This window comes from Clostridium sp. 2218st1_F5_2218SCRN_220325, from assembly GCF_039062665.1.
In the GTDB taxonomy this organism is placed as follows: Bacteria; Bacillota; Clostridia; order Peptostreptococcales; family Peptostreptococcaceae; genus Intestinibacter.
Genome location: NZ_JBCLNH010000020.1, coordinates 47,228 through 64,397 on the forward strand (window position 1 = coordinate 47,228; position 17,170 = coordinate 64,397).

Here is a 17,170-nt window from a genome sequence, read left to right on the forward strand (position 1 = left end):
TTTTTCTCCCTTCTTATTAATTTATTATTGTTACTCTTAATCTAAATTTTTTATAGACTATTTTTACTAATTATTTATTTTTTTAGAAAACCTCTCAACATGATTTTTTAACATTTCCGTTAAATCATCACCCTCTCTTTTATTATCATAAAGACTATACATCAAGAAAATTGGACCATAAAACTCAATTGCCAATTGTTTTGCCTCTTCTTTTTTTCCTGTTATTCCCGCAAACAAATATGTCATATAGTCTATCGGCCCAGAAACCAAGTATTTCTGATATAAATCTGACATTTCTTGATTTCTATACTGCTCTAAAGTAAGCATTCTTCTGAATAAAGATGAAAATTCTTCTTCCGTCCAATGTTTAAATTGTGCTTCTGTATAAATTCTGATTTTATCAGTAGATATATTTCTATATTCTTTTATGATTTCATCCATATTTCCATCTGGCATATTGTACTCTCTTGCCCTTGCATAATCTAATTCATCCATTCTATTTATAATACTGTCAAAAATATCTCTTTTGTTTTTATAATGCTTATATAATGCACTTTTCGCCATTCCTAATTCCCCAGAAATTTTGCTGATTGAAACAGCTTCATATCCATCCTGGGCAAACAGTTTAAGCGATGTTAATAAAATTTTCTCTTTTGTCGTACACATTTTAAACCTCCTTAGCGAACCATAGTTCACCTTATATTTATATAGTAGTGAACGGTAGTTCACTTGTCAAGTAATAAATCTAACTTTTTTACTTTATATCTTTATTCCTCTATATTTTTCTTATATCCAAAATAAGTCGCTATAAAATATATCAAGTATATAAATAAAAATAATGATAGGCTATATAATATTGCATATAAATATGAGTATTCGCTACTTAGTACTGGATTAAGAAGACCGTTTAATGAGGTTGTAACTGAAATATCAATTATAATTGGATAAATTACTGGGAATAAAAAGAATATTAATAATTGCTTTCTTATTGTTTTATATATTCGGCTTTGCTCTATGCCTAATTTACTTAAAATTGAATAATGATATTTATATTTTGTGGAATCACTCAAGGTTTGTATTGCTAAGATAGTCGCTACAATTGCTGTGAATATATTTCCGTCTTTTAAAAATAATATTCTCTGGCAGAAACTTGCACTAAAAGCATCATGTGTTACCATCAATATTGTAGCATTTAAATTTTTATTTATTTCATCCATAGTTTCAAGTAACATTCTCGAACTTTTTGAATCAAGTGCACCCGTTGGTTCATCTGCTAAAATTAATTTTGGATTATTTATCAACGCCCTAGCACATGCACATCTTTGTTTCTGTCCACCTGAAACCTCATATGGAAATTTATCTAGTATACCTTCTATGTCCAATCTTTTTGCTATATCGTTTACCATTTCGTCTATCTTATTTTCATTCTTTTTATTTATAATTAGTGAAAGTGATATATTTTCAGCTATTGTCAAAGTATCTAGTAAATTAAAATTTTGGAATACAAACCCCAAATTATTTCTTCTAAATGACGCTATGTCTCTATCTTTTATTTCTGTTATATCATTGCCGTTAATTATAATTTTGCCAGCTGTAACTGTGTCTATTGTTGATATACAATTCAAAAGTGTAGTTTTTCCACTTCCGCTAGCCCCCATAATCGCCACAAATTCTCCTTCATTTACAGTAAATGAAATATTATCTATTGCCTTTGTTATATTATTTTTTGTTCCATAGTATTTTTTTAGATTCTCTATTTTTAAAATATTTTGCATAAAATCCACCTCTTATTTTTTTAGGATTTAAGATCTTAAATTTAATTATTTTTATTAGTTAACCTATAACTATTGTATCAACAAAAGGTATAGGATTTTATTACACTTTTGTTAGGTTAATTATTATATTTTAAAATTTAACCTAAACAAAATTGCTTATATGTCTTAAAATATATAAATAGCTGAAAATAATATAAAAAGGAGTTTGAATAATGATAACTAAAGAAATGATAGAAAACGAAAAAGGTTATTACGCAAAACATTTTGCTATGGACCATTCGTTAAAAACAAATGCTCAAAATTTATTGTGGGAGTTTAATAATACAAGACCTGATGAAAGTGAAAAACGCGCTAGTATTTTACAAAAATTGTTTGGAACTTGTAGTCCTATAACTTTTATCGAACCAAATTTTAAATGTGACTATGGTTTTAATATTCACACACACGGATTTGCCTTCATAAATTACAATTGTGTTATGCTTGATACTTCTCCAATTAATATTGGTGAAAATGCATTTATCGGACCTGGGACTTGTCTTTCTTGTGCGGGCCATCCGATTTATCCTTCTGAACGTATTGTTGAGGGTATTTCTACATCTAAACCTATAACTATCGAAAACGATGTTTGGATTGGGGCTAATTGTACAATCTTTGGTGGCGTTACAATTGGGGCTGGAACTGTAATCGGCGGTGGTAGCGTTGTAACAAAAGATATCCCTGCCGGTGTTGTTGCTGCTGGAAACCCATGTCGTGTTTTACGTCCTATAACTGAAGAAGATAGATTAAATTTAACAAAGGATTTCAGAATTTTATAGAATACTTTTATATCAGAAAATCAAAACAAATTTTTATTTACTTAAAATGTATCATATTTTCTATACAAAAAAAGTAGGTGCATTTGCACCTACTTTTTTCAAAGTTTATGAATTATTTTGTTACTAATTCAACTTCAACTGGTATAGATTTTTCAACAGCTTCTCCGTTTATTATTTTTATAGCTGTTTCTACTGCTGTTGCACCCATTAAGTCTGGTTTTTGAGCAACTGTTGCTGCCATTTTACCTTTTTTAATTGCTGCTACTGCATCATCTGTTGAGTCGAATCCAACAACTATTATGTTTTTGCTTCCGATTGCTTCTACTGCTCCAAGTGCCATTTCGTCATTGTGAGCGAATACACCTTTTATATCTGAGTTAGATTGAAGCATATTTTCCATAACTGTCATACCTTCAGAACGATTGAAGTTAGCTGTTTGACTAGATACAACATTTAATTGGTCATCTGCTATTTTGTGGAATCCTGCTCCTCTGTCTATTGTTGCACTTGAACCTGAAGTTCCTTCTAACTCAACAACTTTTGCATCTTTTCCAACTAAACTTACTAAGTATTCTGTTGCCATTCTCGCACCTTCAACATTGTCAGATGCTATTGAACAATCTACATCTACACCGTTAACTGCACGGTCTAAAGATATAACTTTGATACCTTTTGCTATTGCATCTTTTACTGCTGGTGCAACTGCATCAGAATCAACTGGGTTTACTATTAAAACACTTATATTTTTTGAAATTAAATCTTCTATATCACTTGTTTGTTTTGCTGCATCATCACCAGCATCTACTACTATTAAATCTCTTCCTTCTTCTTTTGCTTTATCCTTCGCACCTTGGCTTAATGTTACGAAGAATGGGTTATTTAGTGTAGATACTGAAAATCCTATGCTTCCGTTTCCTACTAAACTTCCGTCTGAACTTGCTCCATTTTCTTCACCTTCTATACTACATCCTACTAAAGAGAATGCTAATATTGCTGATGAAACAAGAGCAACTAATTTTTTAAGTTTCATTTTTATCCTCCTAATATTTACGGGCTATTTTTAATACTTAACGTTTACGGTCTGATAAAACCGCTATTAATATAACTAATCCTTTTACTACATCTTGATAGTAAGAAGATACACCTAATATGTTTAATCCGTTATTTAATACTGCTATTATTAGAACACCTACAAATGTTCCCCATATTCTACCTCTACCACCGTTCATACTAACTCCACCAAGTGCAACTGCTGCGATTGCATCTAGTTCATATCCGTCACCTAGTGTTGGTTGTGCTGAACCTAAACGAGATAAAAGTATTAATCCTGCCATAGCTGCCATTAATCCTGAGATTGCATAAGTAGCTATTTTAGTTTTGTCTATGTTTATACCTGCTAATTTTGCAGATTTTTCGTTACTACCTGTTGCATAAACTTTACGTCCAAAAGTAGTTCTTTCTAATATAAACATAAATCCTATAAATATTAATATAAACATTATTACTGGGAATGGGATATTTAATATAAGCCCTTTTCCTACGAATTTTAATAAATAACTATCTCCTAAGTTAGAGATTGGTTTACCATCCATGAAGATCATTGTTAATCCTCTGAATACTGTCATTGTTATTAATGTTGCGATGAATGGTTGTAAACGACCTTTTGTTACAAACACACCACTTATTATACCGAATACTACACCTAATACTAATGCTACTATCATAGCTATTGCTACTGGTGTTCCATTAGCTATTAAACTAGCACATATTGCTGTTGTAAGAGCCAATACCGAACCAACTGATAAGTCGATTCCGCCAGTTAAAATAACACAAGTCATCCCGAAGGCAATCAGTCCGTTTATTGAAGATTGTCTAAGTAATGATAAGAAGTTCTTTACTGTTCTGAACTCTGGGCTTATGATACTTATCACCGCTACTAAAAGAATTAAGGCAATTACCGCACCTAAATCTTGTATACGATTCATTACTTTCTTATTTTCCATTTAGTTCTCCTCCTGTTGCTAAAGTCATGATACTTTCTTGGTTTGCTTCTTCTTTATTTAAAATTCCTCTTACTTCGCCTTCTCTTACTACCATAACTCTATCAGACATTCCTAAAACTTCTGGTAGTTCAGATGAGACCATAATTATCGCAACGCCTTTTGCCGCAAGTTCGTTAATTATGTTGTAAATTTCTTTTTTCGCTCCTATATCAACACCTCTTGTTGGCTCATCTAGGATTAAAACTTTTGGATTAGTGTAAATCCATTTTGCAAATATTACTTTTTGCTGATTCCCACCACTTAAATTATTACATTCGTGTTGCGGTCCAAAGCATCTTATTCTTAATTCTTCTATTCCTTTATTAACAAGTTCTTGTTCTTTTTTCTTATTTATAACTCCACCGTTAGAAATTCTTCCCAGGTTAGCTAAAGAAATATTTTTCATTATACTTTCTTCAATCATTAAACCTTCTACTTTTCTATCTTCTGTTATAAATCCAATACCATTTTGTATTGCTTGTTGTGGATTTTTATTTTTTATTTCTTTTCCATCTAAGAATAGTTGTCCAGTTACATTTGGCATGTTACCGAATATAGCTTGCATTATTTCCGTTCTACCTGCACCCATAAGTCCTGATACACCTAAAACTTCTCCTGCACGAACTTCAAATGATACATTTTCAAATGCACCTGGGCAGTTTAAGTTTTTAACTTCAAATGCAACATCACCTATCTTAGAATTTCTAACTGGATATCTTTCTCCAATTTCTCTACCTATCATCATTTTAACTATGTCATTCATATCTATATCTGCAATTCTTTTTGTATCGATATAAGTACCATCTCTAAGAATTGTTATACGATCACATAATTCAAATATTTCTTCCATACGGTGAGATATGTAAACTATTGAAACGCCTTTTTGTCTTAGCGAATTTACAACTTTGAATAATACTTCTGTTTCACTTTGAGTTAATGCTGCTGTTGGTTCGTCCATGATTAATACTTTTGCATCTATCATAAGAGCTTTTGCAATTTCTATCATTTGTTGTTGTCCTATAGATAATTCATCCATTCTTTGAGTTGGGTCTATATCAACTCCAAGCATATCTAGAATTTCTTGAACTCTTTTTCTCATTGCTTTTCTGTCGCATATTCCAAATGCTTTTTTAATTTCTTTTCCTAAAAACATATTTTCTTCGACAGTTAAGTCAAATAATACATTTAACTCTTGATGAATAAATACTATCCCTGCTTTTTCAGCTTCTTGTGGGTTGTTATAACAAACTTCTTTCCCATCTACTATAACTTGTCCAGCATCTTTAGTGTAAACACCTGTTAGAATCTTCATTAAAGTCGATTTTCCTGCTCCATTCTCTCCCATAAGAGCATGAACTTCACCATCATCTAATAAGAAACCAGCATTTTTTAAAACTGCATTTCCTCCAAACGACTTATCGATTCCACGCATTTCAATTTGCATATCTCTACCTCCTTGTTTTTGTTAGAAAATACATCCCGACTGTAAAATTATATTTGCATATGGAGTTGTTTCTCCAGTACGTATTACAGCTTTGCATTCTCTTGTCATTTGCTTTAATCCAACATGCGAAACATATTCTACTTCTACATCTTGTCCTTTGAAGTATTCTGTTATTTCTGCTAATACTTGTGGATTATGTTCTTTTATTTCTTCTGCTAAAACTATTTTTTCTATTTTCATATCGTTGCCAACTTCTTTTAAAACGTCCATGAAAGTTGGTACTCCGAATTTTACTGCTAAATCAATTCTTTCTGTTTCATCTGGGATTGGAAGACCGCAATCACCTATACATATACAATCTGTATGTCCCATATATGAAAGTACTCTTGATATATCACTATTTAATATTCCATGTCTTTTCATTGATACTTTTCTCCTTACTTTTGCTTTTTACTGTAACTCTTTTTCTACTTCGCTTACTGTCGGCATTCCTGTTTGTGCACCGAATTTTTCTGTAGATAAACTAGCTGCTGTATTTGCAAAAGTTAATGCAGTTTTTATATCTGCTCCATTTGCTATTTTTACTGAGAATGCACCGTTTAGCGTATCTCCTGCACCTGTTGTATCAGCTACTTTAGCTGGTCTTGCTGGTACATTTAATATTTCACCATTTTTTAAACATGTAGAAACTCCTCTTGACCCTTGAGTTATTAATAATTTTTCTGGGTATTTTTTTAGAAGTTCTTCTGTTGAAAGTCCTTTACCAAATATTAAAACTGCCTCATGCTCATTTGGTGTTAAGTAAGTTACTTTTTCTACAACTTCCATTGGTACTTCAGCTGCTGGTGCTGGATTTAATATAACTGGTATATTATTTTCTGCACAGAACTCAACTGTGTAGTGTACTGTTTCTAGTGGTATTTCATGTTGAAGTACTACCATGTCATAATTTTTTAATTCTTCTTTTATACTATCTATATATTCTTTATCTACTTTTCCATTAGCTCCTGGAACAACTATTATTGTGTTGTCATTTTCTGCAACTGTAATCATTGCTATTCCTGTAGGAACTCCATCTAATACTTTTATGTTATCTGTTTTTATGCTGTGGTTTTTCATGTTGTCTATCATTTTCTTTCCGTTCTCATCATTACCAACGCATCCAAACATTTCTACTTCTGCTCCAAGCTTAGCCATAGCTACTGCTTGGTTAGCACCTTTTCCTCCTGGTATGTAGCTTATACTATCTCCCATTAATGTTTCACCTTTAAGTGGTATTCTTTCTGACGTTACCGTCATATCTATATTAATACTCCCTACTACTGCAAGTTTCATATTTTCACCCTCTCGTTTTGCTTTTTATCGTCCGTTTCTCTATTGAGTAATTATATGTGTTACTCTTTTTCATTTTTTCCTTTCTAATTATAAGTGTTTTTATATGAAATCGTCAACATTTTTTTACAATTTACTACATTTTTTTCTATTTTAGAGCATAATCCACGCATTTTATAGGGATATATATAATTAAATAGTATATCACATTTAATTTTCTAACTATTTTTAAATACTTTTAGTAAAAAATATATCTTCATTTATGATTATCTATATAAAAAACGCCTCTAAGATAAAGTATTGTTCTTTATCTTAGAGGCGTCATAAGTAGTATAATTTAGCCAACAAAAAAGTACCTAAAAGGTACTTATATGAATATTCAGCTGACCTGGTTTTTGACCCCACACTCGCCTACTGCGACGTTCGCTCTGGGTTTGCCGCACTACTAGCCGTCTCGATTTAGAATTTTATTGGTTATCGGTAGGTCTTACTTCTAAGCCGCACCATGATCATCAACCCCGCTTTTGGCGTTGACTTACGTGGATCCCTTTGCCTGCGACTGGCTTGGACTTTCAACCACAGACCTGAATAATCACTAATATATTTTAATATCTTATGATAGATATGTCAATAGAATGATTTACCTTATATAACTATTTTTATGTTAGTCATTTTCTTTGTCAGATATATATGTATCTCTTGCCCTCGTTAGTAAGGTTAATACGGTTATTTTATTTACAGGAATTAATCTAAGAAGTTTTGATATTTCGTTAGTTGTAGATGCTGTCGTAAAAATATCATCTATTAATATTACATTTTTATCTTTGAGTAAATTGTTTTTATCTTTTATAATGAATGAATTTTTTACTTCTTGTTCTCTTTCTTTTTTATTTAAATTGTATAATCTTTTAGTATTTTTACACCTAACTATACAATTTAAAGTTGGTATTCCTGTTATATCACTCAAATCTTCTGCTATTTTTTGTGCTTGATTAAATCCTCTCTTCCTAAGTCTCTTTTTATGTAAAGGAACGAATAATAGATAATCCGCACTTAAATTCTCAAGCTCCATCTTTTCACTCATAATCTGTGCAACATATCTACAAAAATAAGTTTTATTTTTATATTTAAAGTCTAATATCATCTTTTTACTCGTTTTATCGTACTCTATACAAGAAATCGCCCGATCAAAATAAAAACTTCTATGTGTGCAAGATGGACAGTCTTTAATATTTTCATATTCTAAATTGTGGTGTATGATTGGTTTCCCACATTTTAAACAAGCATCTTTTAAAAAGTGTAATTTATTGAAACAATCTTTACATATAGAATATGTGTTGGTTAGTTTTATAGGATTGTCACAGATTATGCATGAAATATTTTTAGGATATATAAAATCTAGTATTGTATCTTTGAAGGATTTAAGTATTGATTTTATATCATCTATATTTTTTATATCATTTATATATATCTTATTTATTTTTATATTATTATCTAAATCCTCATTACTTTCTATTACTTTATTATTAAGTTGGTTATGAGTTTTTTTATTTTTATCATAATATCTTTGAATAATTTTTCTATCTATTATCTTCAATAAGCAGACCCTCTTTTTTTAATTTATTTAACTTAAGTGCTAAATTAGAGTATCTGTCATTACTTCGATTGTTTTTTATCATAAATTCTAGGTACTTAACTTCTCCAACAAGTACAACCTGTTTCTTTGCACGTGTGACAGCTGTGTAAAGAAGATTTCGGCTAAGTAGCATTGGCGGTGCCCACGCCATAGGTATTACGACGATTGGGAACTCACTTCCTTGGCTTTTGTGGATAGTTGTGCAGAAACTGTGATCTAATTCGTCTAGTTCGTCGTATTTATAAGTTACTATTTTTAAACTATCGAATATTACAAATATCTCTTTCTTTTCTTTGTCTATATAGTAAATATAGCCAATATCTCCATTATATATACCATGTCCGCTGTTGCTTCCGTCTTCGCTTTTCCACTTTCTAGTGTAGTTATTTTTAATTTGCATAACCTTATCGCCCACTCTAAATGTTCTCTTAGAAAATACTTCTTCAGTTTTATATTTATTTGGAGGATTTAAACTTTTTTGAAGTTCTATATTTAAATTATTCACACCAAGCGTTCCTTTTCTCATTGGCGATAAAACTTGGATATCTTTTAATTTATCCACACCGTAGAATTTCGGCAATCTCTCGCTTACTATTCCCACAATTTCTTGTAGTATATCGTCGCCTTCTTTTTTAATAAAGAAGAAGTCTTTACCCTTTACGTTTAATTTTAAAGGTTCTCCTTTATTTATTTTATGGGCATTGACTACTATCATACTCTCCTGAGCTTGTCTAAATATTTCATTTAGTCTTACTGTATTTATAACTTCTGAATCTATAAGGTCTTTTAGGACATTTCCTGCTCCAACAGAAGGCAACTGGTCGCTATCTCCTACAATTAAAAGTCTTGTGCCTGATTTTATCGCTCTAAGCAAGCTATACATAAGCACAACGTCAACCATAGAAACCTCATCTAAAATAACAACATCTGCATCAATAGGGTCTTCTTCATTTTTCATAAATGTAAGGTCATCACTATCCATACCAAACCCCATCTCTAAAAGCCTGTGTATTGTTTTCGCTTCTTTATTAGATGTTTCACTCATTCTCTTTGCAGCACGCCCTGTAGGAGCTGCTAAAACTACCTTTTGGTCGTTATTTTCAAATACTTTGATGATTGTATTAATTGTTGTTGTTTTTCCTGTCCCTGGCCCACCAGTAATTATTACAACACCTTGTTCAATAGCTTCTTTGACAGCCATAATCTGATTTTGGGCAAGTTTTATTCCATCTTCTCTTTCAATCATCTTTATTTCATGGTCTATGTTTATTTTTAAGTCTTCAAAATCGACCTGAGAAAGTCTTATCATCTCTCTGCATACTCCGTTTTCTGCCATATAGTATGGCATCAAATATACATTTATATCATTATTATCTTTTTCAACGTGTATTTTTTGAGTATATGCTAATTCTATAACACCTTCTTTTATATGTTCTGCCTCAACATCTAAAACTTTTACTGCTTGTGGAACTAATATACTAAGTGGCAAATATGTATTTCCATTAGATGTACTTTGATTTAGTGTGTATAAAATTCCTTGGAATATTCTATCTCTAGAATATTTATCTATGCCTAGCTTCTTTGCAATGTCATCTGCAACTTTAAATCCAATTCCTCTAATATCTTCAGCAAGTTTATAAGGATTTTTGTTGATGATACTTATTGCTTTATCTTTATATTTTTTATAAATTTTTAAACAGTAATTAGGAGTTATTCCATAAGGAGATAACTGCATAATTATATTTCTAAGCTCTCGATTTTCTTCATAACTCTCTGTTATTTGTTTTATTTTTTTTGAACCTATTCCTTCAACTTCTTTTAATCTCTCTGGAGTGTTTTGGATTACATCTAGAGTATCTACTCCAAATTTTTCAATAATCCTCAATGCCATTTTCTCTCCTATACCATGAATCATACCAGAAGATAAATAAGCGTAAATTCCCTCCAAAGAAGAAGGTGTTACAGGCATAAAACTTGTCACTTCAAATTGTGAGCCATAAGTTTTATGTGTTACCCACTTACCTTCTACCTCTATACTTTCACCGACAGATAATGTCGGCATACATCCTACAATTGTTACCTCTTCGTCCTCATTTGCAAGATAAGCTATAGTGTATCCATTTTCTTCATTTTTAAAAACTATATCACTTATCATACCTTCTAATTTTTCCATAATACACACTCCTAATTGCATTTATATCCTATTAATATATTAATTTATTTCAACTTTATTTTATTATCTTTTATATTGCATTTTATATTCACTGTCAATTATCCATAACTTAATATAATGATTTTAAGTTGTAGATAATTATACCTATAAAAATATTATACTAGTTTTTTAAATAAAAAAAGACCCTGTATTTATATAATACAAGGTCCTTTATATTTAAAGTTATATTAATTTCTAATTAACTATATACCAGCTTGTTCTTTTAAAGTTTCAGCTTTATCAGTTCTTTCCCATGGTAAATCTATATCAGTTCTACCGAAGTGACCGTAAGCAGCAACTTGTTTGTATATAGGTCTTCTTAAGTCAAGGTCTCTTATTATAGCACCTGGTCTTAAGTCGAAGTTTTTGTTTATTAATTCAACTAATACTTCTTCAGAAACTTTTCCAGTTCCGAAAGTATCAACGAATATTGATAATGGTTTAGCAACACCGATTGCGTAAGCTAATTCTATTTCACATTTGTCTGCAAGTCCAGCAGCAACTATGTTTTTAGCTACGTATCTAGCAGCATAAGCAGCAGATCTATCTACTTTTGTTGGATCTTTACCAGAGAATGCTCCACCACCGTGTCTAGAGTATCCACCGTAAGTATCTATTATTATTTTTCTACCAGTTAAACCAGTATCTCCTTGTGGTCCACCTATAACGAATCTACCTGTTGGGTTGATGTAGTACATAGTTTCTTCATCTAATAATTCAGCAGGTATAACAGCTTTTATAACGTGTTCTATTAAGTCTCTTCTTATAGTTTCGTTATCAACACTTTCACTATGTTGAGAAGATATTAATACAGTATGAACTCTAACTGCTTTGTTTCCTTCGTATTCAACAGTTACTTGAGTTTTACCATCTGGTCTTAAGTAATCTAATAATCCAGATTTTCTAACTTCTGTTAATCTTCTTGATAATTTGTGAGCTAAAGATATTGGAAGTGGCATTAATTCTTCTGTTTCATTACAAGCGAAACCGAACATTATACCTTGGTCTCCAGCACCAACTTTTTCTATTTCTTCTTCAGTTTGTTCTCCTGATTTACTTTCTAAACCTTCATCAACACCCATAGCGATGTCTCCTGATTGTTCATCTATAGCAGTTATTACTGCACAAGTATTGCAGTCGAATCCAAATTTAGCTCTAGTATATCCGATACCTTCTACTGTTTCTCTAACTAATTTTGGAATATCAACATAAGCATTTGTACTTATTTCACCTGCAACTAATACTAAACCAGTTGTAGTAGTAGTTTCACAAGCAACTCTTGATTGTGGGTCTTTTTCTAATAATGCATCTAATATTGCATCTGATATTTGGTCACACATCTTATCTGGATGCCCTTCAGTAACTGACTCTGAAGTAAATAAATGTCTTGCCATTTTAGTTCCTCCTTAAAATTTCATAGTTTGTTCTATTTTATAATTTGTTCCCTAAAAATCTTTATTTTAAACTAAAGATTTTTCTGTTGGAATTCTAGATTATATTCTTTATTTTACAAGAAATTTAATTCTTTATACTTTCTTATAAATTAAAAAACCTCTTCTGCACAGAAGAGGTTATTGTATGCTTAAATACATGACCTCATCTTTCTAGAATTCTCTCTAGCAGGATTTAGCACCTTCCTTTTTCAAGTGGTTGCTGGGCTTCGTAGGGCCTGTCCCTCAGCCTCTCTTGATAAGGTAATCAAGAAATTTTTCTTTCAAATTTAACACTATAAATGATACCTGTTTTGTGATTCATTGTCAAGCATTTTTGCAATTCTCTTTCCCTGTTTTTGTTTTATTTTTTAATAGTCACAATTTCGTAACTCTTGTAAAAATAGTATTATTTCATACTTTAAACTCATATATTATCTAGAAGGGAGGAACTCCTATGTATTTAGCCAAAGTAAACTATAAAAGAGAAGATGTCACGCATATATTAAGTAATATTCTCAAAAATATAATCTCTGATAATACTGTAATAATATGTATAGGAACAGATCGTGCTATTGGAGATGCACTAGGGCCTCTAGTAGGTACTATGCTCAAAAATAGTGATTTTAAATACCCTGTCTACGGTACATTGGATAATCCTATTCATGCTTTAAACATTTATGAATCAATCGAACAGATTAAAAGCAAACATTCCTCGAGCCAATTTTTAGCCATAGATGCCTGTTTGGGCTCGGCAAGTAACATAGGTAATATACAAATACGAGAAGGACCTATACTTCCAGGCAAGGGCGTAGGTAAGAAATTACCCCAAGTAGGGACTTATTCTATCGTTGGCATTGTAGATAAAATAGATGAAAATAATAGATTTTCTTTTAACAATATAAGGCTTCATTTCATTTTAGAATTAGCAGAAACAATTGCTTTATCCCTGCTCCTTGCAACATAACAAAAAGTAGCTATGGTAAAATAATAAATTTTATATTATTTTAAAATAGCTACTTTTTAGTTTATATCAATATTCTGTTTATTTTAATCGATTATTTTTTAAAGCTTCCACCTGTTTCTAATAAATCAAGTGAACCTAATGATAATCCAGTTCCTTTAGCAACACAAGAAAGTGGGTCATCTGCTAATACTACTTTTATACCTGTACTTTCTTCTATTCTATCGCCTAAACCTTTTAACATAGATCCTCCACCTGTCATCACTATGCCTTTGTCGCTTATATCAGCTGCCAATTCTGGTGGTGTTTTTTCTAGTAGATTTTTAGTTGCTACTACTATTTGTTCAACACATGGGTTAAGCGCATCTAATATTTCGTTTGAATTTACAGTTATAGTTACAGGAAGTCCTTTTACTAAGTTTCTTCCGCTGATATTCATAGTTCTTGGCTCGTCCTCTTTAACAGCAGTTCCTATTTCTATTTTTAATCTTTCAGCACTTCTTTCCCCTATTAATACATTGTATTCTTTTTTAATGTATTTGATTATTGCTTCGTCAAATTTATCTCCGCCTAATTTTATAGAGTCACTTACTACTGATCCACCTAATGATATTACAGCTATATCTGTAGTTCCCCCACCGATATCTATTATCATGTTACCATTTGGTTGAGCTATATCTATTCCAGCTCCTATTGCCGCTGCTATAGGTTCTTCTATAATATAAACTTCTCTAGCCCCTGCTTTTCTTGTTGCATCTTCAACAGCTCTTTTTTCTACTTCAGTAACACCTGTTGGTACACAGACCATTATTCTCGGCATTACAAATCTGCCAAATCCTTTTTTCTCTACTATTTTTTCAATAAAATAAGATAGCATTTTTTCTGTTATCTCATAATTTGATATAACACCATCTCTTAATGGTCTTATAACGTCTATATTTGCAGGTGTTCTCCCTATCATTCTTCTTGCTTCTGTACCTACTGCTATAACTTCTTTTAATTTATTATCTACTGCTACTACTGATGGTTCTTCTAGTACTATCCCTTTTTCACTTACATATATCAGTACGTTAGCAGTCCCTAAATCTATACCTATATCAGCTCCTGACATCTATTTTCACTCCTTTTTACATTTTTGCATTTCTAAGTCTTTATATTTATATTAAATTTTATTAATAATCATTAATTCTCCTATTCTACAATATAGGCAAAAATTTGTCTTTAGTCAAGAAAAAAATGTAGGTTATCCTACATCTTTTTTTGTTGCTGGTATTTCAATTTTGTGGCCATTCCTCCTCGAATATGCCTTTCTGATTTATTTTTCTCTAAAACTTGTTTGACTTCACTAGCTAATAATGGGTGAATTTCTTCTAATCGCTCTGTTACATCTTTATGAACAGTACTTTTACTTACTCCAAAAACCTTGGCTGTTTGTCTTACCGTTGCCTGCTTTTCTAATATATATTTCGCAATAATAACCGCTCTTTGTTCTATATGAGATTTCAAGACCTCCCCTCCCTCAATATCAGTCCTATTGATATATATGAAAAAGAAGCAAAAAATATAACAGGAGACTTCTCATTTTTTATGAAAAGTCTCCTGTTTTTAACTTTATTCTAATAAACTCAATGGATTAATAGCTTTATCATTTTTGTAGGCTTCTATATGTACATGTGTACCATCTTCATTTTCAACATTTGTTGTATTGCCTACATAACCTATACAATCGCCTTCTTTAACAGTATCTCCTTTTTGTAATGATACATTTTCTTTTATGCCAGAATATATTACTGTTAAACCATCAGCATAAGATAATTTTATACTTGTTCCGTATTTATCATCTGAATATACAGATTCAACAGTTCCATCAAGTATTGATTTTATCTCTGCTCCATCTTCTGCTGCGACATCTAATCCTTTATGTATTTCCCAAACATCTAGTGTTTTTGAGTAACTAGGCATTTCTGTAGAATACTGTCTAAGTACTTCAGTTCCTATGTAATTTAATTTAGATTCGCTTTTTGTTTGTTCTTTTTCTGTTTTTTGTGTTTGTTGTTTATTTTCTTCTTTGGCTTTTTCTAGGTTTTGTTTTGATTCTGTTGATGTTGGAACAGAATCATCTTTATCTTTTACTAAATTTATCTCATTATCCTTATTAACGGAATCATTATTTGATACCAATTTATTTAGGTTTTTATTTGTAAATATAATACCACCCAAAGCTACAAGACAAATACATATGAATAAAGATAGATAAAATATATCTTTCTCTAATAATTTCTTTTTCATACTGCACCTCCAAATATATTAATACATTTAGAGTATTGACACCTTTTTTTATTTTATGCCTATATATGAAAAATTTTTTATTTTTTATATATTTATCCATGTATAATTCTATATATTTTGTTTTACTTGTTTTATATGATTTTATATTAGATATCTATTATAAACCATATTCCTTAGATATTCATTATAAAATTATATTCTAATATATATCTTTTATTTTTGTGTCTGTGTAGTAATGTAGTAGTATCTCGTCGTATTTATAATTTTTTTGTGCCATACCTTCAGCACCCCATTGGCTCATACCTACTCCATGACCATAACCTCTTACTTTGAATATAACTGTATCTTTATTAAATCCTATGTCAAAGTTAGAAGAATTTAAACCAAAAATAGTACGCATATTTCTACCCGTAATCTTTTTGTTTCCAACTTGAATATTATTTACTGAGCCAGCAGCAGTTCTGTCTAATATCTTCACTACTTTATCCAAATTTTCAATAGATATAGAAATACTTGAATAATTCTTTTTCAATAAGTTTACAAAGTCGTTTTTATTTATTTTTGTTTCAGTATAGTATTTCGGTGATTGTTCTTCATAAGGACTGCTCACTGATTTTAAGTATGGGTATTGTTCTGAAAATACTTCTTCACTGTTTTCTGTCTTACCACCTGATGTTGAGAAATATAGTGGTAGTATTGCCTTATCATCATATGTTAATATATGACCTTTTGTATCATCTACTGCTTGTTTTATCTTAGGATATGAATTTTTCATCCATTCATCACCCTTTTTGTTTTTTAACTCGTCATAAGATGCATATGCTTGACAGTGATTTGAATTAGTGCATATGTCCGCCCCATTATGGCCTTGTGTCATGTTATTTTCCATTTTGTAGATAATATAAGTCCTTGCAGCTATTGCCTGAGCCTTTAAAGCCTCTTCAGAGAAGTCTGATGACATTTCTGATGCGACAACTCCATATAGAAATGTTTCTATGTCCATTTTCTCTATAGTATTTTTACTACAATGATATACAGTTATGGTTGGACTTTTAGAATCTACAGTTTCATAGGTATCTTTTTTCTGTTCTGATTTTTGCGTTATTTTTTTAGCAATTTCAGAACTAGCCACTTCATTTTTTCCATAAAAGAGCACACTAATTAAAACAGGGAGCAATATACAAAAAATCATTGTCCCTATCAAAAATATTATAGGTTTTTTCATATAATT

General features: G+C 31.0%; 15 protein-coding genes, 1 pseudogene and 1 riboswitch. Of the genes and pseudogenes, 2 read left to right on the forward strand and 14 right to left on the reverse strand.

The features are described from left to right. Positions 1-66 precede the first annotated feature (66 nt). Together ABCM86_RS11690 and ABCM86_RS11695 are read right to left on the reverse strand one after the other, a co-directional pair. Positions 67-666, reverse strand: coding sequence for a helix-turn-helix domain-containing protein (locus ABCM86_RS11690; protein WP_343004057.1), 600 nt, complete (start codon positions 664-666; stop codon positions 67-69). Positions 667-1,106: 440 nt separating this feature from the next. Then, positions 1,107-1,775, reverse strand: a pseudogene (locus ABCM86_RS11695) (ABC transporter ATP-binding protein); the annotation flags it as partial. A gap of 212 nt (positions 1,776-1,987) precedes the next feature. Here ABCM86_RS11695 and ABCM86_RS11700 point away from each other — a divergent pair. Further along, positions 1,988-2,590, forward strand: coding sequence for a sugar O-acetyltransferase (locus tag ABCM86_RS11700; RefSeq protein ID WP_195929507.1), 603 nt, complete (start codon positions 1,988-1,990; stop codon positions 2,588-2,590). A gap of 112 nt (positions 2,591-2,702) precedes the next feature. On the opposite strand, the gene ABCM86_RS11705 is transcribed toward ABCM86_RS11700, so the two are convergent. From ABCM86_RS11705 to metK, 8 genes are all read right to left on the reverse strand, one after another. Next, a complete protein-coding gene (locus ABCM86_RS11705; RefSeq protein WP_195929506.1) occupies positions 2,703-3,620 on the reverse strand; it encodes a D-ribose ABC transporter substrate-binding protein in 918 nt (305 codons plus the stop codon). A 37-nt stretch (positions 3,621-3,657) separates the two neighbouring features. Then, positions 3,658-4,593 carry a ribose ABC transporter permease gene (rbsC, locus tag ABCM86_RS11710; RefSeq protein ID WP_195929505.1) on the reverse strand — a complete coding sequence of 312 codons (936 nt, stop codon included), beginning with the start codon at positions 4,591-4,593 and terminating at the stop codon, positions 3,658-3,660. Next, positions 4,583-6,076, reverse strand: coding sequence for a sugar ABC transporter ATP-binding protein (locus ABCM86_RS11715; protein WP_343004059.1), 1,494 nt, complete (start codon positions 6,074-6,076; stop codon positions 4,583-4,585). Before ABCM86_RS11715 ends, rbsC begins: the two co-directional genes overlap by 11 nt. A gap of 21 nt (positions 6,077-6,097) precedes the next feature. Next, positions 6,098-6,499 carry a D-ribose pyranase gene (gene rbsD, locus ABCM86_RS11720; protein WP_195929503.1) on the reverse strand — a complete coding sequence of 134 codons (402 nt, stop codon included), beginning with the start codon at positions 6,497-6,499 and terminating at the stop codon, positions 6,098-6,100. 27 nt (positions 6,500-6,526) lie between these two features. Next, entirely contained in the window at positions 6,527-7,411 is an 885-nt protein-coding gene (gene rbsK / locus ABCM86_RS11725) for a ribokinase (RefSeq protein ID WP_343004060.1), read from the reverse strand. A gap of 661 nt (positions 7,412-8,072) precedes the next feature. After that, entirely contained in the window at positions 8,073-9,005 is a 933-nt protein-coding gene (locus tag ABCM86_RS11730; protein WP_295763730.1) for a ComF family protein, read from the reverse strand. Beyond that, entirely contained in the window at positions 8,989-11,217 is a 2,229-nt protein-coding gene (locus ABCM86_RS11735; RefSeq protein ID WP_343004061.1) for an ATP-dependent RecD-like DNA helicase, read from the reverse strand. Before ABCM86_RS11735 ends, ABCM86_RS11730 begins: the two co-directional genes overlap by 17 nt. A 242-nt stretch (positions 11,218-11,459) precedes the next feature. Then, on the reverse strand, positions 11,460-12,650 hold the full coding sequence (gene metK, locus ABCM86_RS11740; protein WP_007285870.1) for a methionine adenosyltransferase: 1,191 nt from the start codon (positions 12,648-12,650) through the stop codon (positions 11,460-11,462). 199 nt (positions 12,651-12,849) lie between these two features. After that, positions 12,850-12,952: riboswitch (SAM riboswitch) on the reverse strand. A 191-nt stretch (positions 12,953-13,143) separates the two neighbouring features. Here metK and yyaC point away from each other — a divergent pair. Next, entirely contained in the window at positions 13,144-13,653 is a 510-nt protein-coding gene (gene yyaC / locus ABCM86_RS11745; RefSeq protein ID WP_195929500.1) for a spore protease YyaC, read from the forward strand. Between the two features lie 91 nt (positions 13,654-13,744). On the opposite strand, the gene ABCM86_RS11750 is transcribed toward yyaC, so the two are convergent. The 4 genes from ABCM86_RS11750 to spoIID all read right to left on the reverse strand — a co-directional run bounded on the left by ABCM86_RS11750 (position 13,745) and on the right by spoIID (position 17,164). Further along, positions 13,745-14,761 (reverse strand): rod shape-determining protein, encoded by a 1,017-nt coding sequence (locus ABCM86_RS11750; RefSeq protein ID WP_195929499.1) that lies wholly within the window; start codon positions 14,759-14,761, stop codon positions 13,745-13,747. 137 nt (positions 14,762-14,898) lie between these two features. Further along, a complete protein-coding gene (gene spoIIID / locus ABCM86_RS11755) occupies positions 14,899-15,156 on the reverse strand; it encodes a sporulation transcriptional regulator SpoIIID (protein ID WP_195929498.1) in 258 nt (85 codons plus the stop codon). 105 nt (positions 15,157-15,261) lie between these two features. After that, positions 15,262-15,939: a M23 family metallopeptidase gene (locus tag ABCM86_RS11760; RefSeq protein ID WP_343004062.1), complete on the reverse strand. Its 678-nt coding sequence runs from the start codon at positions 15,937-15,939 to the stop codon at positions 15,262-15,264. Positions 15,940-16,138: 199 nt separating this feature from the next. Beyond that, complete coding sequence (spoIID, locus tag ABCM86_RS11765; protein ID WP_195929496.1) at positions 16,139-17,164, reverse strand: stage II sporulation protein D; 1,026 nt, start codon at positions 17,162-17,164, stop codon at positions 16,139-16,141. Positions 17,165-17,170: the final 6 nt, after the last annotated feature.